We start from the raw sequence: 21,491 nt of genomic DNA on the forward strand, positions 1-21,491 counted from the left end.
CTCCCACCCGAACTCCTCGCCACCACCGACCTGTTGGTGCCCAACGAGCACGAGGCGGCCGCGCTCACCGGCCGCACCGACCCGCGCGAGGCCGCCCTCGCCCTCCTCGACACCGTCCCGGAGGTCGTCGTCACCCTCGGCGCGGCGGGCAGCCTGTACGCGGCCCGCGGCGCCGAACCCGTGACCGTCCCGGCCCCACGGGTGACCGCCGTGGACTCCACGGGCGCGGGCGACACCTTCGTCGGAGCTCTCGCGGTGGCCCTCGGCGAGGAACGTCCCGTCCGCGAGGCCCTGTCCTGGGCCGCCGCCGCGGCGGCGCTCTCCGTCCAACGGCCGGGCGCCTCCGCGTCGATGCCCTACCGCTCCGAGATCGAGAAGCAGTACACGTCATGACCGGGACGAACGGCACCCCCACCCCCGACGCGCCCCTCGCCGGCCTGCGCGTCCTCGACCTGGCCACCCTCTTCGCCGGCCCCCTCGCCGCCACCATGCTCGGGGACTTCGGCGCCGAGGTCATCAAGATCGAACACCCGTCGAAACCGGACCCGTCCCGAGGCCACGGCCCCTCCAAGAACGGTGTCGGCCTGTGGTGGAAGCTCCTCGGCCGCAACAAGCGCGCGATCACCCTGAACCTGTCGAGGCCCGGCGGGCGCGCCACCCTGCTGCGCCTCGCCGCCACCGCCGACGTGATCATCGAGAACTTCCGCCCCGGCACCCTGGAGAAGTGGGACCTCGGCTGGGAGGAACTGTCGGCGGCCAACCCCCGGCTGGTCCTCACCCGTGTCACCGGCTTCGGCCAGTTCGGCCCGTACGCCCACCGCCCGGGCTTCGGCACCCTCGCCGAGGCGATGAGCGGCTTCGCCTCCATCACCGGCGAACCCGACGCGCCCCCGACCCTGCCGCCGTTCGGCCTCGCCGACTCGATCGCGGCCCTGGCCACGGCGTACGCCGTCATGACCGCGCTCGCCGCCCGCGACCGCACCGGCGAGGGTCAGGTCGTCGACATGGCGATCATCGAACCGATCCTGACCGTCCTCGGCCCGCAGCCCCTCTGGTACGACCAGCTCGGTTACGTCCAGGAGCGCACCGGGAACCGCTCCGCGAACAACGCCCCGCGCAACACCTACCGCACCGCCGACGGCACCTGGGTCGCCGTGTCGACCTCCGCCCAGTCGGTGGCCGAGCGTGTGATGCGGCTGGTCGGCCGCCCCGAGCTGATCGACGAGCCGTGGTTCGCGACGGGCGCCGGACGGGCCGCCCACACCGACGTCCTCGACACGGCGGTCGGCACCTGGATCGCCGCCCGCACCCGCACCGACGTCCTCGCCGCCTTCGAGAAGGCGGAAGCGGCCATCGCCCCCGTCCAGGACGTACGGGACGTGCTGGCCGACCCCCAGTACCAGGCCCTTGACACCGTCACCACGGTCGACGACCCGGAACTGGGCCCGATCCGCATGCAGAACGTCCTGTTCCGCCTCTCCGCCACCCCCGGCGCGATCCGCTGGGCCGGCCGCCCGCACGGCGCGGACACCGAGACGGTCCTGACCGAACTCGGCCTCACCCCGGCCGACCTGGCGGCCCTGCGCACGGAGGGCGCCCTGTGACCTTCCCGCTCACCTGGCTGTACGTCCCCGGCGACCGCCCGCACATCGTCGCCAAGGCCCTGGGCTGCGGGGCGGACGTCGTCGTGATCGACCTGGAGGACGCGGTCGCCCCCGACCGCAAGGAGTACGCCCGCGCGGCCACCGCCGAGCTGCTCTCCGAGGAACAGCCGGTACCGGTCCACGTCCGGGTCAACGCGCTGGACGGCCCCCTCGCCACCGCCGACCTCCGGGCCGTGGCCGCCCTTCCCGGCATCCACGGTCTCCGCCTCCCCAAGGTGACGTCGCCCGTCCAGATCACCCGGATCGCCACCCGCATCGCGGAGTACCGCCCGCGCCCGCTGTACGCCCTCCTCGAAACGGCCCTCGGCGTCGAACACGCCTACGCCATCGCCGCCGCACACCCCGATCTGCGCGGCATCTCCCTCGGCGAGTCCGATCTACGGGCCGACCTCGGCCTGCGCGCGGACGCCGGCCTCGACTGGTCCCGCTCCCGGGTGGTCGTCGCCGCGCGGGCGGCCGGCCTGGCCCCGCCGCCGCAGTCGGTCCACCCCGACATCCGCGACCTCGAAGGCCTGGCGTCCTCCTGCGCGCACGGCCGCAGCCTGGGCTTCCTGGGCCGGTCGGCGATCCACCCCCGCCAGCTCCCGATCATCGAACGGGCCTATCTGCCCACCCAGCGGGAGGTCGAGGAGGCGGAGACGATCGTCAAGGCCGCGGCGGCCGAGCCGGGCGCCCAGGCCCTGCCGGACGGCCGCTTCATCGACGCGGCGGTGGTGGCGACGGCCCAGCGGACACTGTCGCTGGCCCGCCGGACCTGACGGTCACACACGACGAGGGCGCCCGGAGACCCCGGGCGCCCTCGTCGTCGTGGAACCTGCCGTCAGCTCTTCTTGCCCGCCGATTCGGAAGCGGAAGCAGACTCCGACTCGGCCTCGGCCTCGGAATGGGCCTCGGCCTCGGATTCCGCCTCGGATTCGGATTCGGATTCGGATTCGGCGGGATCCTTGCCCTGCGCCGTGCCCTGGTCGTCCCCGTCCTCGGCGTCTTGCGCAGAGGTCCCCGTGGACTTGTCACCCTCGGCGTCGGCATCGGCGCCGTCCGTGGCGGAGCCGTCCGTGGCGGAGCCGTCCGCGCCGGGTTCCACCACGGTCTCCCGCCCCGGCCGCTTCTTCGCCGAGATCACGAGGTAGACCACGGCCAGCACGAACACGAACAGCGCGGTCCAGTTGTTCAGGCGCAGGCCGAGGATGTGGTGGGCGTCGTCGACGCGCAGGTACTCGATCCAGAAGCGACCGACGCAGTAGGCGGCGACGTACAGCGCGAACGCCCGGCCGTGGCCCAGCTGGAAGCGGCGGTCGGCCCAGATGACGAGAAGGGCGACACCGATGCACCACAGCGACTCGTACAGGAACGTCGGGTGGTAGTCACCCGGCACCCGGCCGTCCAGGGAGGACGTGATGCGCACGGCCCACGGCAGGTCGGTCTCCTTGCCGTACAGCTCCTGGTTGAACCAGTTGCCCCAGCGGCCGATCGCCTGCGCGAGGGCGATACCGGGTGCGATGGCGTCGGCGTAGGCGGGCAGCGGGATGCCCCGGCGGCGGCAGCCGATCCACGCGCCCACGGCGCCGAGGGCGATCGCGCCCCAGATACCGAGGCCGCCCTCCCAGATCTTGAAGGCGTCCACCCAGTCGCGGCCCTCGCTGAAGTACAGCTCGTAGTCCGTGATCACGTGGTAGAGCCGGCCGCCGACCAGACCGAAGGGCACGGCCCAGACGGAGATGTCGGCCACCGTGCCGGCCCTCCCGCCCCGGGCCAGCCAGCGCTTGTTGCCGAGCCAGACGGCGACGAAGACACCGATGATGATGCAGAACGCATAGCCTCGCAGCGGAATGGGTCCGAGGTGGATCACTCCGCGCGACGGGCTGGGAATGTAGGCAAGTTCCATGGCAGGGTCGACGCTACCGTGCCGGGCCGGGCCCACGACGGGCAGCCCGGCTACGGCTCCATAACGGGCCGCTGAGCGGGGCTCAGCCCTGGTCGGCCTCCTCCACCATCTTCTTCAGCTTGGCCGGCGTCATCGTCTGGTCCTGGTAGATGTTCTTGCCGTTGAACAGGACGGTAGGGGTGCCGGTGAAGCCGCCGCCGCGGAAGGCCTGGTTGGACTTGTCGACCCAGCTGTCGTGGGTGCCCTTCTCCACACAGGTGCGGAAGGCGGGCGTGAGGAGGCCGTCGACCTTGCCGGCGAGTTCGAAGAGCTTGTCGCGGTCCGCGTAGGCGTCGTCGGTCTCCTGCGGCTGGTTCTCGAACAGCACGTCGTGGTAGGCGGGGAACTTCCCGGCGTCCTGGGCACAGGCCGCGGCGTTGGCCGCCGTGCGGGAGCCGCTGCCGCCCATGTTGCCGTCGATGATGGTGGCCAGGTGGTACTCCACCTTGAGCTTTCCGGCGTCGGTCAGCTCATGGATCGTCGAGCGGTAGGTGTCCTCGAAGGACTTGCAGGCCGGGCAGCGGAAGTCCTCCCACACGGTGAGCGTGGAGGGGGCGCTCTCCTTTCCGACGGGGATCGCGAGGGCGTCCTTGCCCTGCGCGCCCGACGGCGCCACGACCGGGCCGGCGCTGTCACCGCCGTCGTCCTTGCCGGCGTTCGCCGCGACGATGCCGATGACCGCGGCCAGGCCCAGTACGCAGACGACGCTCGCGGCGACGATCAGTGTCCGGCGCCGCCGCTCCGCGGCCTTGTGCTTCTCACGCTCGACCGCCAGCCGCTCCCGGGCGGTGCGCTTCCTGTCACGATTCTTCTCGCTCACACCCCGGAAACGAACCGGGGAGGCGCCCAGCGCCTCCCCGGTCCCATGTCCACCCGTTCGAGTGACCGATTCTTTTCGTGCCGGGCCGCTACGCCTGTCCGCGCACGCCCTTCGCCAGCTCGCCCGCGAGCGCGCGCACGGCCTCGACGCCGGCCGCGTCGTCCGGGGCGTCGAGCATGCGCTTGACGAAGGCCGAACCGACGATCACTCCGTCGGCGAAGGCGGCGACCTCGGCGGCCTGCCGGGCGTCGGACACGCCGAGGCCGACGCAGACGGGCAGTCCGGTGCCGGTCGCGCGGGTGCGTTCGACCAGGTCCTGGGCCTGCGCGCCCACCGACTCGCGGGTGCCGGTGACCCCCATCAGCGAGGCCGCGTACACGAATCCGCTGCCCGCCTCGGTGATCGTGGCGAGCCGCGCGTCCTGGCTGCTCGGCGCCACGACGAAGACCGTCGCGAGGCCGTGCTTCTCGGCGTGCTCCCTCCACAGAGCCGACTCCTGCACGGGCAGGTCGGGCAGGATGCAGCCCGCCCCGCCCGCCTCGGCCAGCTCGGCGGTGAAGCGCTCGACACCGTAGCGGTCGATGGGGTTCCAGTACGTCATGACGAGGACCGGCTTCCCGGTGGCCTCGTACGACTCGCGGACCGTGCGCATGACGTCCGCGATCCGTACGCCGCCGCGCAGGGCGATGTCGTCGGCGGTCTGGATGACCGGGCCGTCGAGGACGGGGTCGCTGTGCGGCAGACCCACCTCGACGATGTCGGCGCCGCCGCCCAGAACGGCCTTGATCGCCTCGATGCCGCCGTCGACGGTCGGGAACCCGGCCGGAAGGTAGGCGATGAGGGCGGCGCGGCCCTCGGCCCTGGCCGCCGCGAGGGTGTCCGACAGCAGATGGATGTTGCCGCTCACTTGGCGTCCCCCTCGATCTCCGCGGTGGCTGCCGCGTCGGCGGCGACCTCGGCGTCGGTGTCGTACAGGCCGAAGTAGCGGGCGGCCGTGTCCATGTCCTTGTCGCCGCGGCCGGACAGGTTGATGACGATCAGCCCGTCCTTGCCCAGCTCCTTGCCGACCCCCAGGGCTCCGGCCAGCGCGTGCGCGCTCTCGATGGCCGGGATGATGCCCTCGGTGCGCGACAGCAGGCGCAGCGCCTGCATGGCGGCGTCGTCGGTGACCGCGCGGTACTCGGCGCGGCCGGTGTCCTTGAGGTAGGAGTGCTCGGGGCCGATGCCCGGGTAGTCCAGGCCGGCCGAGATGGAGTACGGCTCGGTGATCTGACCCTCGTCGTCCTGGAGGACGTAGGAGCGGGAGCCGTGCAGGATGCCGGGCTCGCCGGCCGTGAGGGTCGCGGCGTGCTCGCCGGTCTCGATGCCGTGACCGGCCGGCTCGCAGCCGATGAGGCGTACGCCGGTGTCCGGGATGAAGGCGTGGAAGAGGCCGATGGCGTTGGAGCCGCCGCCGACGCAGGCGACGGCCGCGTCGGGCAGGCGTCCGGCGCGCTCCAGGATCTGGCGGCGGGCCTCGACGCCGATGACGCGGTGGAAGTCGCGGACCATCGCCGGGAAGGGGTGCGGGCCGGCGACGGTGCCGAACAGGTAGTGGGTGCGGTCGACGTTGGCGACCCAGTCGCGGAAGGCCTCGTTGATGGCGTCCTTCAGCGTGCGGCTGCCGGACTTCACGGCGACGACCTCGGCGCCGAGCATGCGCATCCGGGCCACGTTGAGTGCCTGGCGCTGGGTGTCGATCTCACCCATGTAGATGGTGCATTCGAGGCCGAACAGCGCGCAGGCGGTGGCGGTGGCGACGCCGTGCTGGCCTGCGCCGGTCTCCGCGATGACCCGCGTCTTGCCCATGCGCTTGGTGAGCAGGGCCTGACCGAGCACGTTGTTGATCTTGTGCGAGCCGGTGTGGTTGAGGTCCTCGCGCTTGAGGAACACCCGGGCGCCACCGGCGTGTTCGGCGAACCGCGGCACCTCGGTGAGGGAGCTGGGCCGGCCGGTGTAGTGCACGAGCAGGTCGTCGAGTTCGCGGGCGAACTCGGGGTCCTGCCTCGCCTTGTCGTACTCGACGGCGACCTCGTCCACGGCGGCGACGAGGGCCTCCGGGATGAACTTGCCGCCGAAGGCGCCGAAGTAGCCGTCGGCGCTGGGGACGTGACCGTCCGGATCGGGAATGAAGAACTCGCTGGGCATGCGGAAACCTCACGGTGAGTTTGTGGAGAACACGGTTCGCCGTGGGGGCGGAGCTTGTCGGACGACCTCAGGCCGTGTGCGGCCGGTCGCGCCCATGCGGTGGAACCACATGGTCAGGCAGTGCCCCGCGCCCCTGAGGGGCGCGCTGCCATCGACGCCCGTTGACCTGTCCGGGCTCGGCTCCGATGACGTACCGCACCCTGCGCCCGTGCACCCTGCGGGCGGGCGCGCGGCAGCCACGGGGGCGGCAGCCGCGCGCGAGGCGGGCGTACCGGTCCGTGGCCGTGAGGGTGATCGGGGGCGTCATCGGTGCCAAGCCTAGCGGGCGGTCAGCCGCGGCCGTGCCGCAGTGCGGGATGTTCGCCCGCCGCGACCAGGTCGGCCACCGCCGTCCTGGGGTCACGGCCGGTGACGAGGGACTCGCCGACCAGGACCGCGTCGGCGCCGGCGTTGGCGTAGGCGATGAGGTCGTGCGGGCCCCGGACGCCGGACTCGGCGATCTTGACGAGGTGGTCGGGGATGTCGGGGGCGATCCGCTCGAACGTGCCCCGGTCCACCTCCAGGGTCTTGAGGTTGCGCGCGTTGACGCCGATCACCTTGGCGCCCGCGTCCACCGCGCGCTGGACCTCGTCCTCGTCGTGCACCTCGACGAGCGGGGTGAGTCCGATGGAGACGGCCCGCTCGATCAGCGACTCGAGGGCCGGCTGGTCGAGGGCGGCGACGATCAGCAGCACGAGGTCGGCGCCGTACGCGCGTGCCTCCCACAGCTGGTACGACGTGACGATGAAGTCCTTGCGCAGCACCGGAATGTCGACGCGCGCGCGGACCGCTTCGAGGTCGGCGAGCGAGCCGCCGAAGCGGCGCTGTTCGGTGAGGACGGAGATGACGGCTGCGCCGCCCGCCTCGTAGTCGGCGGCCAGGGCGGCCGGGTCGGCGATCGCGGCCAGCGCGCCCTTGGACGGGCTGGAGCGCTTGACCTCGCAGATGACCTTGACGCCGTCGCCCCTGAGCGCGGCGACCCCGTCCTTGGCGGCGGGGGCCTTGGCCGCGCGCTCCTTGAGCTCGTCGAGGCTGACGCGCGCCTGCCGCTCCGCGAGGTCGGCACGGACTCCGTCGATGATCTCGTCGAGCACACTCACGCGAGCGGCCCCCTTCCAGACGGTTGACAGTTCCAGCGACCAGAGAAATCGATGGTCACTGCGATGGTATCCGCAGGAGGGCCATCGCCTCACATCCGGCGGCGGGCGGTCCCAGTACCTGGACTTTCACCAAGTGATCAAGGGTGCAACCAGCCGCCGTACGGCAGGTTCCGGACAACCGTGAAGACCAGCAGCAGAGCGCCCAGCGTCCACAGCAGGACGGGGCCGGGATCGAGGCGTACCGGGCGGCCGCGCGCCACGCGGACCACCCAGACGGTCCACAGGACGGCGAAGACCGCGTAGCCCGCGACCGCCGTCGCGTTGGCGTGCAGGGCGCCCACCAGGTCACCGTGCGCGAAGGCGTGGGCGCTGCGCAGGCCGCCGCAGCCGGGACAGTAGAGGCCGGTGACCCTCAGCAGGGGGCAGACCGGGTAGTGACCGGGCTCGTTGGGGTCGACGGCGGCCACGTACGTGAAGGCGCCGACGACGGCCGCGAGAACCCCGGTGGGGACCGCGAGCCGGGCCGTGAGGGTTGCGGGAGCGGGCGGCGTCACGCTGTGGCTGTCGGCGTTCACGCCTCGCATTGTGCCCCGCGACGGCCACGCGCGGGTCGTCCGTGGGATCAGTGCTCGGCGACGGCCGGCTCGCGCACCGCCGTGACCTGGTGCGCCGGGTGGGTTTCCTTCGGCATGCCGAGGCCCATGGCACGCATGCCGGCGCCGACGACGCCGCCGAGGACGACGATCGCCATTCCGGCCCAGAAGCCGAGCGGCTCGGCCATCACCATGAACGCGCCCGCGACGCAGAAACCGATGAAGGCGATGATGACACCGGTCCAGGCGGCCGGGGTGTGTCCGTGGCTGCTGCCCGCCATGACTTGCTCCTCGTTGCTGTCTATGTGGCGTACGGGTCGTACGTGTGAGAGCCGGAGGCTCGTCGTCCATTGTCCCGTACGCGTACGGGTGCCAGGTGCGGGGGTCGGTTCCGTTGGAGTCTGGTTCACCACATCGGGAAACCGGACCCGCGCGCGGGTGTCAGGCCGGGCCCGTCCCGGTGGGGTCCTCACCGCGGTCCAGGGCCTTCCAGATGTCCTCGGGACGGTCGGGGTCGACGGCCGCGGCCCTGCGCCGGGGGCGGGGGGCGCCGTCGCGCTCGTAGCGGCCCGACATGGCCGGCCACAGCGGGCCGTAGCGCAGGGCGAGCAGGCCGGCCAGGAGGATCAGGGCGCCGCCCGCCGCGGCGGCGTAGGGCCAGGCCGTGTGCGTGAGGGAGGCGACGGTCGCGGAGGTGTCCCCGGAGGCCCTGGCGGCCTCGTCGTCGAGCGCGGAGCTGTCGGAGGCACCGAACAGCGAGGCCGCGACGATACCGGCGCCGGAGAGCGCGAGGAGGGCGGAGACCGCGAAGCGGCCCGCCCTGCGGACGGCGAAGACGGCGACGAGCGCGGCGAGGCCCACTATGGCGAGCGCCGCGGGAACACCCGTGACATCACTTCCCTTGGCGGTCAGGGGGAAGGCGCCGCCGGCCACCGTGGCCGTGCCCTGCGACCAGCGCTGCCGGGTCGCGAGCAGGACCAGTGCCGCGCCCAGCGCACCGAACATCAGGGCGAGCGCGAGGCTCCGGCGCCCGGACCGGGCGGGAGCGGCGGCTTCGGAACGGGGAGGAGGAACAGCAGTCACGTACTCCACTATCGCCTGAACCCCGGGCGAACCGGCACCCGGGGCGCACGTGACACTTGTCCTACTGCGCTGCGGCCTCCCGCGCGCGCCGCTCCGACCGCGCGTGACGTGCCCCTACTTCGCCAGTCGGTTGGCCGTGTGGACCGCGCGCAGCACGGCCGCCGCCTTGTTGCGGCACTCCTGGTCCTCGGCGGCCGGGTCGGAGTCCGCGACGATGCCGGCGCCGGCCTGGACGTAGGCGGTGCCGTCGCGCAGCAGGGCGGTGCGGATGGCGATGGCCGTGTCGGAGTCGCCGGCGAAGTCCAGGTAGCCGACGCAGCCGCCGTACAGGCCGCGGCGGGAGGGCTCCAGCTCGTCGATGATCTGCATGGCGCGGGGCTTGGGGGCGCCGGAGAGGGTGCCGGCCGGGAAGCAGGCGGTGAGGACGTCGAAGGCGGTGCGGCCCGGCGCGACCCGGCCCGTGACCGTCGAGACGATGTGCATGACGTGGGAGTACCGCTCGACGGACATGAAGTCGACGACCTCGACGGAGCCGGGCTCGCAGACCCGCCCCAGGTCGTTGCGCCCCAGGTCGACGAGCATGAGGTGCTCGGCGCGCTCCTTGGGGTCGGCGAGCAGCTCGTCGGCGAGGGCCTGGTCCTCCTGCGGGGTGGCCCCGCGGTGCCGGGTGCCGGCGATGGGGTGCACCATGGCCCGCCCGTCCTCGACCTTGACCAGGGCCTCCGGGGAGGAGCCCACGACGTCGAAGCCGTCGAAGCGGAACAGGTACATGTACGGCGAGGGGTTGGTGGCCCGCAGGACCCGGTAGACGTCCAGCGCGCTCGCCGTGCAGGGCGTCTCGAAGCGCTGGGAGGGCACGACCTGGAAGGCCTCACCCGCGCGGATGCGCTCCTTGACGTCCTCGACGGCCCGCTGGAAGTCGGGGCCGCCCCACAGTGCCGTGTACGCGGGGAGTTCGGAGGGCGGCAGGACGGCGGGCGGCTGGGCCACCGCGCGCGAGAGATCCGCCTCCATGGCGTCCAGGCGGGCGACGGCGTCCGCGTAGGCCTCGTCCACGCCCGTGTCGAGGTCGTTGTGGTTGATCGCGTTGGCGATCAGCAGGACCGAGCCCTCCCAGTGGTCCATCACGGCGAGGTCGCTGGTGAGGAGCATGGTCAGCTCCGGCAGCTTCAGGTCGTCGCGCTCGCCGGGGCCGATCTTCTCCAGGCGGCGGACGATGTCGTAGCCGAGGTAGCCGACCATGCCGCCGGTGAAGGGCGGCATGCCCTCCTGGTGGGGGGTGTGCAGGGCCTCGATGGTGGCGCGCAGGGCGGCCAGCGGGTCACCCTCGTCGGGGACGCCGACGGGCGGGGTGCCCAGCCAGTGGGCCTGTCCGTCGCGTGCGGTGAGCGTGGCGGCGGAGCGGACGCCGACGAAGGAGTACCGGGACCAGGAACGGCCGTTCTCCGCGGACTCCAGCAGGAACGTGCCCGTGCGCTCGGCGGCGAGCTTGCGGTAGAGCGCGACCGGGGTGTCGCCGTCTGCGAGGAGCTTGCGGGTGACCGGAATGACGCGGCGGTCGGTGGCCAGCTTGCGGAACGTCTCGAGGTCCATGGCGGCTGACCTTACTGATCCGAGGCGGGTACGCCGGAATCGGCGTCCTTGAGGAGCACGTCGGCGTCGAAGCAGGTCCGGGCGCCGGTGTGGCAGGCGGCGCCGACCTGGTCGACCTGGACCAGCACGGTGTCGGCGTCGCAGTCCAGGGCGACCGACCTGACCCACTGGAAGTGGCCGGAGGTGTCTCCCTTGACCCAGTACTCGTGGCGGCTGCGCGACCAGTAGGTGCACCGGCCGGTCGTCAGGGTGCGGTGCAGCGCCTCGTCGTCCATCCAGCCGAGCATGAGCACCTCACCGGTGTCGTACTGCTGGGCGATGGCGGGCAGGAGGCCGTCGGGGCTGCGCTTGAGGCGCGCGGCGATCTCCGGGTCGAGGCCGCTGGTCTGGGGCGTGCTGGTCATGGGGCCATTGTGCCGCGCGGCGGTGACACTCCCGGGCCCGCGTCCACTGTGCGGACCCGCCGGGCGGTCGTAGGCTGGCCGCATGTCGACTTTCGCCAAGCGTGAACGGCTCCTTCTCGCCGACCTGTTGGAAACGGCGGGCCCCGAGGCGCCGACTCTCTGTGAGGGCTGGCGGACCCGCGACCTCGCCGCGCACGTGGTGGTGCGCGAGCGCCGGCCCGACGCGGCCGGGGGCCTGCTCGTCAAGCAGCTCGCGTCGCGGCTGGACAAGGCGATGGAGGAGTTCACCGCCAAGCCGTACGAGGAGCTGATCCAGCTCATCCGTACCGGCCCGCCACGGTTCTCACCCTTCCAGCTCAAGCAGCTCGACGAGGCGTCGAACATCATCGAGTTCTACGTCCACGGTGAGGACGTCCGCCGGGCCCGGCCCGACTGGACGCCCCGCGAGCTGGACCCCGTCTTCCAGGACGCCCTGTGGTCGCGTCTGGAGCGCACGGCCCGGCTGACCGGCCGCGGTACGCCGACCGGACTGGTGCTGCGGCGCCCGGACGGCCGTACGGCGGTCGCCAACCGCGGTACGCCGGTCGTCACGGCGACGGGCGAACCGTCCGAGCTGCTGCTCCTCCTGTACGGCCGGGGCGGCGCCGCCAAGGTGGATCTGGCCGGCGAGGAGGAGGCCATCACCACACTGCGCGGCGGCAAGCAGCTCGGCATCTGAGAGGACGCCCGGTGATCAAGGTCGCGATGACCAGCGTGTACGTCGACGACGTGGCCAGGGCCCACGCCTTCTACACCGACGTCCTCGGCTTCGAGACCCGCATGCACATGAACGTGGGCGGCGGCACGCTGTTCGTCACCGTGGGCGCGGCCGAGGGCGCCCAGCCGGACCTCCAGCTCCTGCTGGAGCCCGGCCAGGGCCCGATCGCCGAGCCCTACCGGGCGGCCCTGCGGATGGCCGGCCTGCCCTGCATCGTGTTCTCCGTGACCGACCTCCGGGCGGAGTACCAGCGCCTGAGCGCCCTCGGCGTCCACTTCGCCCAGAAACCCCAGAAACAGGGCCCGATGTACCTGGCCATCCTGGACGACACGGTGGGCAACTGGGTCCAGCTGACCCAGATGAAGGGCTAGGTCAATCCCTTTTCGTCCACGAGGTGAGCCCCGGTCACCTGGTGACCGGGGCCTACCTCGACGCCAAAAGGTTCAGCGCACCGGGTGGCCTGCCTCGCGGAGTGCGGTCTTGACCTCGCCGATGCGCAGGTCGCCGAAGTGGAACACCGAGGCGGCCAGGACCGCGTCCGCGCCCGACTCGACGGCCGGGGAGAAGTCGGCCAGCTTGCCGGCGCCGCCCGAGGCGATCACCGGGACCGTCACGTGCTTGCGGACGGCGGCGATCATCTCCAGGTCGTAGCCGTCCTTGGTGCCGTCCGCGTCCATCGAGTTGAGCAGGATCTCGCCCGCGCCCAGTTCGGCGGCCCGGTGGGCCCACTCGACGGCGTCGATGCCGGTGCCGCGACGGCCGCCGTGGGTGGTGACCTCGAAGGAGCCCGACTCGGTCCTGCGGGCGTCCACCGACAGGACCAGCACCTGGCTGCCGAAGCGCTCGGCGATCTCCTTGATCAGCTCCGGGCGGGCGATCGCGGCCGTGTTGACCCCGACCTTGTCGGCGCCGGCCCGCAGCAGCTTGTCCACGTCCTCGGGGGCGCGCACCCCGCCGCCGACGGTGAGCGGGATGAACACCTGCTCGGCCGTGCGACGCACCACGTCGTACGTGGTCTCGCGGTTGCCCGAGGAGGCGGTGATGTCCAGGAACGTCAGCTCGTCGGCGCCCTCGGCGTCGTACACCTTGGCCATCTCGACGGGGTCGCCCGCGTCGCGCAGGTTCTGGAAGTTGACGCCCTTGACGACCCGGCCGTTGTCCACGTCCAGGCAGGGGATGACTCGGACCGCCAGGGTCATGAATCCACGGCTCCTCTATGTCCTTTGCACGTATGTCCGCTGAATGCTTCGAGTTCCACGGAGACCAGGACCCGCGGATCGACGAACCCCTCCACGATCAGCAGGGTCGCGACAGGGCGCACGGTGTCGAAGAGTTCCTTGTGGGCCCGGCCCACCTCGTCGAGGTCCCGTGCGTGCGCCAGGTGCATCCGGGTCCTGATCACCGAGCCGGGTCCCAGACCGAACCCGGCGATCGCCTCCAGGGCGCTGGTGAAGGCCACCTTGGCCTGTTCGTAGGGGTCGCCCTCCCCGTGCAGCACGCTGCCCTTGAAGGACGTCGTGCCCGCCACCAGCACCAGGTCACCGGCCGCGACGGCACGCGCGAAGCCGAACGTCTCCTCCCAGGGACTTCCGCTCTGCGCGCGCCGTACGGCTTCGGACGTCATGACGCCACAGCCTCCAGGGCCTGTTCCAGGGTGAACGCCTTCGCGTACAGCGCCTTCCCGACGATGGAGCCCTCGACACCGAGGGGCACCAGCTCGGCGATGGCGCGCAGGTCGTCGAGGGAGGACACGCCGCCCGAGGCCACGACCGGCCGGTCCGTCGCGGCGCACACGTTGCGCAGCAGCTCCAGGTTCGGGCCCTGGAGGGTGCCGTCCTTGGCGATGTCGGTGACGACGTACCGCGCGCAGCCCTCCTTGTTCAGGCGCTCCAGCGTCTCGTAGAGGTCGCCGCCGTCCCGGGTCCAGCCGCGGCCGCGCAGGGTGGTGCCGCGTACGTCGAGACCGACGGCGATCTTGTCGCCGTGCTCGGCGATGACCTTGGCGACCCACTCGGGGGTCTCCAGGGCGGCCGTGCCCAGGTTGACGCGGGTGCAGCCGGTGGCGAGGGCGGCGGCGAGGGTGTCGTCGTCGCGGATGCCGCCGGACAGCTCCACCTTGATGTCCATGGCGCCCGCGACCTCGGCGATCAGCGCGCGGTTGTCGCCGGTGCCGAAGGCGGCGTCGAGGTCGACCAGGTGCAGCCACTCGGCGCCCGAGCGCTGCCAGGCGAGGGCCGCCTCCAGGGGCGAACCGTAAGAGGTTTCCGTCCCCGACTCGCCGTGCACGAGCCGGACGGCCTGGCCGTCGCGGACGTCGACGGCGGGGAGGAGTTCGAGCTTGCTCACAGGGTTCCGATCCAGTTGGTGAGGAGCTGGGCTCCGGCGTCGCCGGACTTCTCGGGGTGGAACTGGGTGGCCCACAGCGGTCCGTTCTCCACGGCGGCCACGAACGGCTTGCCGTGCGTCGACCAGGTCACCGTGGGGGCCTGCATCGCCGGGTTCTGTACGTCGAAGGACCAGTCCTGGACGGCGTAGGAGTGCACGAAGTAGAAGCGCGCGTCCGGTTCCAGACCGGCGAACAGGCGGGAGCCCGCCGGGGCGTCCACGGTGTTCCAGCCCATGTGGGGCACGATCTCGGCCTGGAGCGGCTCGACCGCGCCGGGCCACTCGTCGAGTCCCTCGGTCTCCACACCGTGCTCGATGCCACGGGCGAAGAGGATCTGCATGCCGACGCAGATACCCATCACCGGGCGGCCGCCGGACAGCCGGCGGTCGATGATCCAGTCCCCGCGCGCCTCCCGCAGGCCCTTCATGCAGGCGGCGAAGGCGCCGACGCCCGGCACGAGCAGCCCGTCGGCGTTCATCGCCCTGTCGAAGTCGCGCGTTATCTCGACGTCGGCCCCGGTGCGCGCGAGGGCGCGCTCGGCGGAGCGGACATTGCCGAAGCCGTAGTCGAAGACCACGACCTTCTTCGATGCGGCGGTCAATTCCACACCTCCAGCCTCATCACACCCGCGACCAGACACATCGCGGCACCGATGGAGAGGAGCACGACGAGGCTCCTCGGCATGTCCTGCTTGACGAACGAGTAGATGCCGCCGGCCAGGAAGAGGCCGACGACGATCAGGATGGTGGACAGGCCGGTCACAGCGCGCCCTTCGTGGAGGGGAGGATGCCGGCCGCGCGCGGGTCGCGCTCGCAGGCGTAGCGCAGGGCTCGGGCCAGCGCCTTGAACTGGCACTCCACGATGTGGTGCGCGTTGCGCCCGTAGGGCACGTGCACGTGCAGCGCGATCTGGGCCTGGGCGACGAAGGACTCCAGGATGTGCCGGGTCATCGTGGTGTCGTACTCGCCGATCATCGGCGCCATCTTCTCGGGCTCGGTGTGCACGAGGTAGGGGCGGCCGGACAGGTCGACGGTGACCTGGGCGAGGGACTCGTCCAGCGGGACCGTGCAGTTGCCGAAGCGGTAGATGCCCACCTTGTCGCCGAGGGCCTGCTTGAAGGCGGCGCCCAGCGCGAGGGCGGTGTCCTCGATGGTGTGGTGGGAGTCGATGTGCAGGTCGCCGTCGGTCTTCACGGTCAGGTCGAACAGACCGTGCCGGCCGAGCTGGTCGAGCATGTGGTCGTAGAAGCCGACACCGGTCGCCACGTCGACCTTGCCGGTGCCGTCGAGATTGATCTCGACCAGGACGGACGTCTCCTTGGTCGTGCGCTCCACGCGTCCGACACGGCTCATGAACCCTGCTCCTTCTTGATCTCACGGACCGCGTCGAGGAACGCGTCGTTCTCTTCGGGGGTCCCGGCGGTGACCCGAAGCCACCCCGGTACACCGTTGTCACGGACCAGGACGCCCCGGTCGAGGATCTTGCCCCACATGGCGTGGGCGTCCTCGAACCGGCCGAACTGGACGAAGTTGGCGTCGGAGGCGGTCACCTCGTAGCCGGCCGCCAGCAGCTCGCTCACCAGCCGGTCCCGTTCCGTCTTGAGCTGCTCGACGTAACTGAGCAGGGTGCCGGTGTGTTCCAGGGCGGCCAGGGCGGTCGCCTGGGTGACGGCCGACAGGTGGTACGGCAGCCGGACCAGCTGGACGGCGTCCACGACCGCCGGGTGGGCGGCGAGGTAGCCGAGGCGCAGGCCGGCCGCGCCGAAAGCCTTCGACATCGTCCGCGAGACGACGAGATTCGGCCGACCTTCGAGCAGCGGCAGCAGCGAGGTGCCATGACTGAACTCGATGTACGCCTCGTCCACGATCACCATGGACGGCTTCGCGGCCTGCGCGGCCTGGTACAGCGCGAGAACCGTCTCGGCCGGGACGGCGCTGCCGGTGGGGTTGTTGGGCGTGGTGATGAAGACGACGTCCGGCCGGTGCTCCGCGACGGCCTTCTCGGCTGCCGGGAGGTCGATGGTGAAGTCCTCGTGGCGCGGCCCGGAGATCCATCCGGTGCCTGTGCCACGCGCGATGAGGCCGTGCATCGAGTACGACGGCTCGAAGCCGATGGCCGTACGGCCCGGTCCGCCGAAGGTCTGGAGCAGTTGCTGGATGACCTCGTTGGAGCCGTTGGCGGCCCAGACGTTCGCCGGGGCGATCTCGTACCCGGAGGTGTCCGTCAGGTACGCGGCGAGCCGGGTACGCAGCTCGACGGCGTCGCGGTCGGGGTAACGGTTGAGGTCGCGGGCGGCCTCGCGGACGCGCTCGGTGATCCGCTCGACCAGCGCCTCGGGCAGCGGGTAGGGGTTCTCGTTGGTGTTGAGCCGGACCGGCACGTCCAGCTGGGGCGCGCCGTAGGGGGACTTGCCTCGCAGCTCGTCCCGTACGGGGAGATCGTCGATGCCGGTCACTTGGTCCCCGGAACCTTCCAGTCGAACCTTGCCTTGATCGCCGCGCCGTGCGCGGGCAGGTCCTCCGCCTCCGCCAGCGTGACCACGTGATGCGCGACGTCGGCCAGCGCGTCCTTCGTGTAGTCGACGATGTGGATGCCGCGCAGGAAGGACTGGACGGACAGGCCGGAGGAGTGGCAGGCGCAGCCGCCGGTGGGCAGCACGTGGTTGGACCCGGCTGCGTAGTCGCCGAGGGACACGGGTGCCCAGGGTCCGACGAAGACCGCGCCCGCGTTGCGCACCCGGTCGGCGACCGCGGCGGCGTCGGCGGTCTGGATCTCCAGGTGCTCGGCGCCGTAGGCGTCGACCACGCGCAGGCCCTCGTCGATGCCGTCGACGAGGACGGTCGCGGACTGCCTGCCCTTGAGGGCCGGGACGATCCGGTCGTCGATGTGCTTGGTGGCCGCGACCTGCGCCTCCAGCTCCTTGTCGACGGCGTCCGCCAGCTCGGCGGAGTCGGTGACCAGGACGGCGGCGGCCAGCGGATCGTGCTCGGCCTGGCTGATCAGGTCGGCGGCGACGTGGACGGGGTCGGCGGTGGAGTCGGCCAGGACGGCGATCTCGGTCGGGCCGGCCTCGGCGTCGATGCCGATCTTGCCGGTGAAGTAGCGCTTGGCGGCGGCGACCCAGATGTTCCCGGGGCCGGTGACCATGTTGGCGGGCGGGCAGGACTCGGTGCCGTACGCGAACATCGCGACGGCGGTGGCGCCGCCGGCCGCGTACACCTCGTCGACGCCGAGCAGCGCGCACGCGGCGAGGATCGTCGGGTGCGGCAGTCCGCCGAAGTCGGCCTGGGCCGGAGAGGCGAGCGCGATCGACTCGACGCCGGCCTCCTGGGCCGGGACCACGTTCATGATCACCGAGGACGGGTAGACCGACCGTCCGCCGGGCGCGTACAGCCCGACCCGGTCGACCGGAACCCACTTCTCGGTCACGGAACCGCCGGGTACGACCTGTGTCGTGTGATGCGTGCGGCGCTGCTCGCGGTGGACGAGACGGGCGCGGCGGATGGACTCCTCCAGGGCCGCGCGCACGGCCGGGTCGAGTTCGGCGAGGGCGCGGCTGAGGGCCTCGGCCGGGACCCGGACCCGGTCGAGCCGGACGCCGTCGAACTTCTCGGCGAAGTCGATCAGTGCCGCGTCGCCCCGATGATGCACGGCCTCGCAGATCGGACGCACCTTCTCGAGGGCGGCCGAGACGTCGAAGTCGGCTCGGGGCAGCAGGTCGCGCAGGGCGGGGCCTTCGGGGAGGGCGTCGCCGCGCAGATCGATTCGGGCCAGCGAGAGATTTTGCAGCACGTGGTCAATTCTCTCAGACCGGAATCGGAGGCCGTCCGCGCGTATCAATGGCTGATACAGAACGTGGCCGGAAACGGAAGATCTCCCTCACGGCTAGCGTTCGGGGCGTCACTCACCGGGCATGAACAGGTGTGCGAAACGTGTGCGCGAGCGAAGGGACCGAAACAGCGTGACGGAAGGGGCCGGCATTCACGCCGGGGACCTGCCGGACGACCTGACCGCCGCCGAGGCCGGCATGTGGCAGGCCTTCCGCAACGGCAGCGTGTACGACCTCAGCAGCGGGGACACCGTCGTCGACGACCCGCACGGCGGGCATCCCTGGGGCCAGGCCCGCACGGTACGGGCCCGGATCGTGGCCTGGCTGCTGCTGGACGGGCCGCCCGCGCTGGCCGGCCGGGTGTCCTCGCTCAAACTGGTCGGCGTGCAGCTCAGCGGCAGCCTCGACCTGGCGGGCGGCACGGTCGAGCCGTACGTCGAGATGAAGCGCTGCCGCTTCGAGCGGGACGTGCTGCTGCCCGAGGCGCGGGTGACGACGCTGCGCATGGTGGACTGCTCGGTGCCGCGGCTGGAGGCGGCCCGGCTCCAGACCGAGGGCGATCTGCACCTGCCCCGCTGCCGCTTCCACAACGGCGTCCGGCTCACCGACGCGCACATCGGCACCGACCTGATGCTCAACATGGCGATCGTCTACCGCGACCGCACCGGCCGCTCGATCGCCGCGGACGGCCTGACCGTCGGCCAGGACCTCCAGGCCGAGATGCTGGAGTCGCACGGCGAACTGCGGCTGCGCAGCGCCAAGATCGGGGTCTCGCTGAGCCTGCGCGGGGCCCGGCTGACCAACCCGTACACCCGGTTCGCGCTGAACGCGCCCCAGCTGACCGTGGAACGCTCCCTGTACATGACCCCGGCCGGCCTCGGCGGCCAGTCGCTGAGCGGCACGACGCCCGCCCACGGGACCCGTGTCCAGCGCTTCGAGTGCCGCGGCGGGGTCCGCCTGGACGACGGGCGGTTCGGGGACGCCGTCGACCTGGAGCGGGCCCGGTTCACCTTCACGGACGAGCAGGAGCTGTCGCTGCGCCGGGTGCAGACGCCCGAGCTGCGCTTCCTCGGGGAGAGACCGCAGCGCGGCAAGGTGGTGCTGTCCGGGGCGCGGGTGGTCAACCTGGTGGACCGCTCGGAGGCCTGGCCGGGCCCCGGCAACCTGCACATGGGCGGTTTCGCGTACGAGAACCTGGTGCCGCAGGGCCCGTTCCCGCTGGCCGAGCGGCTGGGCTGGGTGGCCGCGGCGACCGCCGAGTACAACCCGGAGCCGTACGAGCGGCTGGCGGCGGTGCTGCGGGCCGGCGGGGAGGACGAGGACGCCCGCGAGGTGCTGCTCGCCAAGCAGCGCAGACGCCGCGAGACGCTGCCGCCGGCCGCGAAGCTCTGGGGGTACGTGCAGGACTGGGCGGTGGCCTACGGCTACCGGCCGGGCCGGGCTGCCGTGTGGATGGCGGTGCTGTGGGCGGCGAGTTCCCTGGCGTTCCGGCACGCGGAGCATCCGCCCGTCAGCCGCGACGGGCACCCGCCCTGGAATCCGGCGCTGTTCGCCCTCGACCTGCTGCTGCCCGTCATCGACCTGGGCCAGGGGGGCCAGTGGCGGCTGCAGGGCGGCTGGCAGTGGGTGCAGACGGCGATGATCCTGCTGGGCTGGATCCTGGCCACGACGGTGGCCGCGGGAGCGACCCGGCTGCTGCGCCGCGGCTGACGGGCGGCGCGGTCCGGTGGCCGTCAGCGGGGGCCCTGCGGCCGCCCGTGGGGCCTGTGAGAGCGTCCGTGCGGCTACCCGGCCAAGTCCCTCTGCGTGGCCGTCTGCGTGGCCATCCGCGGCCGACACGACCAAAAGGTGACCTCCGGAACCGGAACGCTCACCTTTTGCCTCCCCTTGACCCGGCGGCGTACAACTTTCCAGAGGTTCGCCACATCCCCTGGCGCATCGCCGACCCTCCGCTTTTCAATGGCAAAACCATGGCTCTGCTGCCCCCCTTCATCCGCGCCGGCCGGACGCCCGCGTCCCGGCGCGCGCGGACCGCCGCCGCCCTGCTGGCCCGCGAGGAGGGCGCCACGCGCTTCGCCGAGTCAGGCCCGGACATCGCCCGCTCCGACCACTTCCGGGCCGGCAGCGTCACCAAGACCTTCCTCGCGACGGTCGTGCTCCAACTGGCCTCCGAACAGCGACTGTCGCTGTCCGACCCGGTCGAGAGATACCTGCCCGGTCTGGTGCGGGGAGCCGGCAACGACGGGCGCGCGCTGACCCTTCGTTCCCTGCTGACCCACACCAGCGGCCTGTACGACTTCGCCCGGGAAACGGGCGGCAACCGCCCCGTCACCCCTCTTCAAGCCGTCCGTGTCGCACTCACCCACCCTCCGGCCGACCTAGGCCGCTACACCTACTCCAACACCAACTACGTCCTGCTCGGCCTGGTCGTCGAACAGGTCACCGGCCGCTCCTACGCCACGGAGGCCGAGCGCCGCATCCTCGATCCGCTCGCTCTGAACGGCACCTCCTTCCCCGGGTCCCGCACCGCTCTGCCCTCCCCGCACGGCCGCGCCTACGGCACGGACGGAACCGACGTCACCGAACTCGACCCGCGTGTGGCCGGGGCCGCGGGCGAGCTGGTGACGACGCTCGCCGACCTGAACCGCTTCTACTCAGCCCTCCTGAGCGGCGAGCTGCTCCCCTCGCGCCGGCTGCACGAGATGCTCGACACCCGCACCGCACACGGCTCGTACGGCCTGGGGCTGATTCCGGCGAGGCTGCCCTGCGGAGTGACCGTGTGGGGTCACAACGGCCGGATCTCGGGCAGCTACGTGCGCACCGCGGCCACCGTCGACGGCCGCCATGTCCTCACCTTCCGCGTGAACACGACGGCGATGGCGGACCCCGGCCTCGAACCGGCCCTGCTCGCCGCCGAGTTCTGCCCTCGCACCCCTTCCAACGAGCCGCTTCCGAACGGAGATCCCGACCCACGACACTCGTTCGAGTGAAGCAGCGGGCGAGCGAGCGGAGGCCGTCCAGCCGAGGCAGCCCAAAGCACGACGGGCCTCACACCCCACGAGGCGGTGCGGGCTTCACACCCACGACCGCGGCGCCACCACAGCGGCTCACA

Annotated in this window: 26 protein-coding genes; 7 read left to right on the top strand and 19 right to left on the bottom strand. The window is 71.9% G+C overall.

Annotated elements, in window-relative coordinates:
• The 3 genes from P1P75_RS15285 to P1P75_RS15295 form a co-directional block, all read left to right on the top strand.
• The coding region (locus tag P1P75_RS15285; RefSeq protein WP_319255515.1) for a PfkB family carbohydrate kinase at nucleotides 1–393 on the top strand (393 nt) is incomplete at its 5' end.
• Nucleotides 390–1,604, top strand: a complete 1,215-nt coding sequence (locus P1P75_RS15290) for a CoA transferase (RefSeq protein ID WP_319255517.1) — start codon at nucleotides 390–392, stop codon at nucleotides 1,602–1,604. The genes P1P75_RS15285 and P1P75_RS15290, both read left to right, overlap by 4 nt.
• On the top strand, nucleotides 1,601–2,422 hold the full coding sequence (locus P1P75_RS15295; RefSeq protein ID WP_319255518.1) for a CoA ester lyase: 822 nt from the start codon (nucleotides 1,601–1,603) through the stop codon (nucleotides 2,420–2,422). Before P1P75_RS15290 ends, P1P75_RS15295 begins: the two co-directional genes overlap by 4 nt.
• A 62-nt stretch (nucleotides 2,423–2,484) precedes the next feature.
• Here P1P75_RS15295 and lgt read toward each other — a convergent pair whose 3' ends face one another.
• The 11 genes from lgt to hisI all read right to left on the bottom strand — a co-directional run bounded on the left by lgt (nucleotide 2,485) and on the right by hisI (nucleotide 11,407).
• Complete coding sequence (gene lgt, locus P1P75_RS15300; RefSeq protein ID WP_319255520.1) at nucleotides 2,485–3,549, bottom strand: prolipoprotein diacylglyceryl transferase; 1,065 nt, start codon at nucleotides 3,547–3,549, stop codon at nucleotides 2,485–2,487.
• Between the two features lie 82 nt (nucleotides 3,550–3,631).
• A complete protein-coding gene (locus tag P1P75_RS15305) occupies nucleotides 3,632–4,408 on the bottom strand; it encodes a thioredoxin domain-containing protein (protein ID WP_319255522.1) in 777 nt (258 codons plus the stop codon).
• 88 nt (nucleotides 4,409–4,496) lie between these two features.
• Nucleotides 4,497–5,315, bottom strand: a complete 819-nt coding sequence (gene trpA / locus P1P75_RS15310) for a tryptophan synthase subunit alpha (protein ID WP_319255524.1) — start codon at nucleotides 5,313–5,315, stop codon at nucleotides 4,497–4,499.
• Entirely contained in the window at nucleotides 5,312–6,595 is a 1,284-nt protein-coding gene (gene trpB, locus P1P75_RS15315) for a tryptophan synthase subunit beta (protein ID WP_319255526.1), read from the bottom strand. Before trpB ends, trpA begins: the two co-directional genes overlap by 4 nt.
• A gap of 67 nt (nucleotides 6,596–6,662) precedes the next feature.
• Nucleotides 6,663–6,902: a tryptophan biosynthesis modulator TrpM gene (gene trpM / locus P1P75_RS42020; RefSeq protein WP_369076337.1), complete on the bottom strand. Its 240-nt coding sequence runs from the start codon at nucleotides 6,900–6,902 to the stop codon at nucleotides 6,663–6,665.
• Between the two features lie 22 nt (nucleotides 6,903–6,924).
• A complete protein-coding gene (trpC, locus tag P1P75_RS15320) occupies nucleotides 6,925–7,734 on the bottom strand; it encodes an indole-3-glycerol phosphate synthase TrpC (protein WP_319255528.1) in 810 nt (269 codons plus the stop codon).
• 137 nt (nucleotides 7,735–7,871) lie between these two features.
• Complete coding sequence (locus P1P75_RS15325; RefSeq protein WP_319255530.1) at nucleotides 7,872–8,318, bottom strand: DUF2752 domain-containing protein; 447 nt, start codon at nucleotides 8,316–8,318, stop codon at nucleotides 7,872–7,874.
• 38 nt (nucleotides 8,319–8,356) lie between these two features.
• Nucleotides 8,357–8,608, bottom strand: coding sequence for an HGxxPAAW family protein (locus P1P75_RS15330; protein WP_319255532.1), 252 nt, complete (start codon nucleotides 8,606–8,608; stop codon nucleotides 8,357–8,359).
• A 160-nt stretch (nucleotides 8,609–8,768) separates the two neighbouring features.
• The gene (locus P1P75_RS15335) at nucleotides 8,769–9,419 is read right to left on the bottom strand and encodes a TIGR02234 family membrane protein (protein ID WP_319255533.1); all 651 of its coding nucleotides are present in this window, start codon (nucleotides 9,417–9,419) and stop codon (nucleotides 8,769–8,771) included.
• A gap of 105 nt (nucleotides 9,420–9,524) precedes the next feature.
• Nucleotides 9,525–11,003, bottom strand: coding sequence for an anthranilate synthase component I (locus P1P75_RS15340; protein ID WP_319255535.1), 1,479 nt, complete (start codon nucleotides 11,001–11,003; stop codon nucleotides 9,525–9,527).
• Nucleotides 11,004–11,014: 11 nt separating this feature from the next.
• A complete protein-coding gene (gene hisI / locus P1P75_RS15345; protein ID WP_319255537.1) occupies nucleotides 11,015–11,407 on the bottom strand; it encodes a phosphoribosyl-AMP cyclohydrolase in 393 nt (130 codons plus the stop codon).
• An 82-nt stretch (nucleotides 11,408–11,489) separates the two neighbouring features.
• Here hisI and P1P75_RS15350 point away from each other — a divergent pair, with 82 nt between their 5' ends.
• Nucleotides 11,490–12,125 (top strand): TIGR03085 family metal-binding protein, encoded by a 636-nt coding sequence (locus tag P1P75_RS15350; protein WP_319255539.1) that lies wholly within the window; start codon nucleotides 11,490–11,492, stop codon nucleotides 12,123–12,125.
• An 11-nt stretch (nucleotides 12,126–12,136) separates the two neighbouring features.
• Nucleotides 12,137–12,535 (top strand): VOC family protein, encoded by a 399-nt coding sequence (locus tag P1P75_RS15355; protein WP_319255541.1) that lies wholly within the window; start codon nucleotides 12,137–12,139, stop codon nucleotides 12,533–12,535.
• 72 nt (nucleotides 12,536–12,607) lie between these two features.
• Here P1P75_RS15355 and hisF read toward each other — a convergent pair whose 3' ends face one another.
• Genes hisF through hisD form a run of 8 tightly spaced genes read right to left on the bottom strand, consistent with a single transcriptional unit; the run spans nucleotide 12,608 to nucleotide 18,342 of the window.
• Nucleotides 12,608–13,363, bottom strand: coding sequence for an imidazole glycerol phosphate synthase subunit HisF (gene hisF / locus P1P75_RS15360; RefSeq protein WP_319255543.1), 756 nt, complete (start codon nucleotides 13,361–13,363; stop codon nucleotides 12,608–12,610).
• Nucleotides 13,360–13,788, bottom strand: a complete 429-nt coding sequence (locus P1P75_RS15365; protein ID WP_319255545.1) for a RidA family protein — start codon at nucleotides 13,786–13,788, stop codon at nucleotides 13,360–13,362. Before P1P75_RS15365 ends, hisF begins: the two co-directional genes overlap by 4 nt.
• Entirely contained in the window at nucleotides 13,785–14,510 is a 726-nt protein-coding gene (gene priA, locus P1P75_RS15370) for a bifunctional 1-(5-phosphoribosyl)-5-((5-phosphoribosylamino)methylideneamino)imidazole-4-carboxamide isomerase/phosphoribosylanthranilate isomerase PriA (protein WP_319255547.1), read from the bottom strand. The genes P1P75_RS15365 and priA overlap by 4 nt, the downstream gene beginning before the upstream one ends.
• The gene (gene hisH / locus P1P75_RS15375) at nucleotides 14,507–15,151 is read right to left on the bottom strand and encodes an imidazole glycerol phosphate synthase subunit HisH (RefSeq protein WP_319255549.1); all 645 of its coding nucleotides are present in this window, start codon (nucleotides 15,149–15,151) and stop codon (nucleotides 14,507–14,509) included. Before hisH ends, priA begins: the two co-directional genes overlap by 4 nt.
• Nucleotides 15,148–15,312 (bottom strand): hypothetical protein, encoded by a 165-nt coding sequence (locus P1P75_RS15380; RefSeq protein ID WP_319255551.1) that lies wholly within the window; start codon nucleotides 15,310–15,312, stop codon nucleotides 15,148–15,150. Before P1P75_RS15380 ends, hisH begins: the two co-directional genes overlap by 4 nt.
• A complete protein-coding gene (gene hisB / locus P1P75_RS15385; RefSeq protein WP_319255553.1) occupies nucleotides 15,309–15,902 on the bottom strand; it encodes an imidazoleglycerol-phosphate dehydratase HisB in 594 nt (197 codons plus the stop codon). The genes P1P75_RS15380 and hisB overlap by 4 nt, the downstream gene beginning before the upstream one ends.
• Nucleotides 15,899–17,005, bottom strand: coding sequence for a histidinol-phosphate transaminase (locus tag P1P75_RS15390; protein WP_319255555.1), 1,107 nt, complete (start codon nucleotides 17,003–17,005; stop codon nucleotides 15,899–15,901). Before P1P75_RS15390 ends, hisB begins: the two co-directional genes overlap by 4 nt.
• Nucleotides 17,002–18,342, bottom strand: coding sequence for a histidinol dehydrogenase (gene hisD / locus P1P75_RS15395; RefSeq protein ID WP_319255557.1), 1,341 nt, complete (start codon nucleotides 18,340–18,342; stop codon nucleotides 17,002–17,004). The genes P1P75_RS15390 and hisD overlap by 4 nt, the downstream gene beginning before the upstream one ends.
• 169 nt (nucleotides 18,343–18,511) lie before the next feature.
• Between hisD and P1P75_RS15400 the strand changes: the two genes are divergently transcribed.
• Nucleotides 18,512–20,089, top strand: a complete 1,578-nt coding sequence (locus P1P75_RS15400) for an oxidoreductase (RefSeq protein ID WP_319255559.1) — start codon at nucleotides 18,512–18,514, stop codon at nucleotides 20,087–20,089.
• 260 nt (nucleotides 20,090–20,349) lie between these two features.
• Nucleotides 20,350–21,369 (top strand): serine hydrolase domain-containing protein, encoded by a 1,020-nt coding sequence (locus tag P1P75_RS15405; protein WP_319255561.1) that lies wholly within the window; start codon nucleotides 20,350–20,352, stop codon nucleotides 21,367–21,369.
• The last annotated feature ends 122 nt before the right edge of the window (nucleotides 21,370–21,491 follow it).

The organism is Streptomyces sp. ID05-39B (genome assembly GCF_033794725.1).
GTDB classification, from domain to species: Bacteria; Actinomycetota; Actinomycetes; order Streptomycetales; family Streptomycetaceae; genus Streptomyces; species Streptomyces bobili.

What these genes read in the sequence shown, in the direction of transcription:
- lgt (WP_319255520.1), bottom strand. Translation starts at nt 3,549, where the DNA reads ATGGAACTTGCCTACATTCCCAGCCCGTCGCGCGGAGTGATCCACCTC.
- hisI (WP_319255537.1), bottom strand. Translation starts at nt 11,407, where the DNA reads ATGACCAGCACGCCCCAGACCAGCGGCCTCGACCCGGAGATCGCCGCG.
- trpM (WP_369076337.1), bottom strand. Translation starts at nt 6,902, where the DNA reads ATGACGCCCCCGATCACCCTCACGGCCACGGACCGGTACGCCCGCCTC.
- P1P75_RS15325 (WP_319255530.1), bottom strand. Translation starts at nt 8,318, where the DNA reads ATGCGAGGCGTGAACGCCGACAGCCACAGCGTGACGCCGCCCGCTCCC.
- P1P75_RS15330 (WP_319255532.1), bottom strand. Translation starts at nt 8,608, where the DNA reads ATGGCGGGCAGCAGCCACGGACACACCCCGGCCGCCTGGACCGGTGTC.
- P1P75_RS15350 (WP_319255539.1), top strand. Translation starts at nt 11,490, where the DNA reads ATGTCGACTTTCGCCAAGCGTGAACGGCTCCTTCTCGCCGACCTGTTG.
- hisB (WP_319255553.1), bottom strand. Translation starts at nt 15,902, where the DNA reads ATGAGCCGTGTCGGACGCGTGGAGCGCACGACCAAGGAGACGTCCGTC.
- P1P75_RS15290 (WP_319255517.1), top strand. Translation starts at nt 390, where the DNA reads ATGACCGGGACGAACGGCACCCCCACCCCCGACGCGCCCCTCGCCGGC.
- trpB (WP_319255526.1), bottom strand. Translation starts at nt 6,595, where the DNA reads ATGCCCAGCGAGTTCTTCATTCCCGATCCGGACGGTCACGTCCCCAGC.
- P1P75_RS15405 (WP_319255561.1), top strand. Translation starts at nt 20,350, where the DNA reads ATGGCTCTGCTGCCCCCCTTCATCCGCGCCGGCCGGACGCCCGCGTCC.
- P1P75_RS15340 (WP_319255535.1), bottom strand. Translation starts at nt 11,003, where the DNA reads ATGGACCTCGAGACGTTCCGCAAGCTGGCCACCGACCGCCGCGTCATT.
- P1P75_RS15365 (WP_319255545.1), bottom strand. Translation starts at nt 13,788, where the DNA reads ATGACGTCCGAAGCCGTACGGCGCGCGCAGAGCGGAAGTCCCTGGGAG.
- hisF (WP_319255543.1), bottom strand. Translation starts at nt 13,363, where the DNA reads ATGACCCTGGCGGTCCGAGTCATCCCCTGCCTGGACGTGGACAACGGC.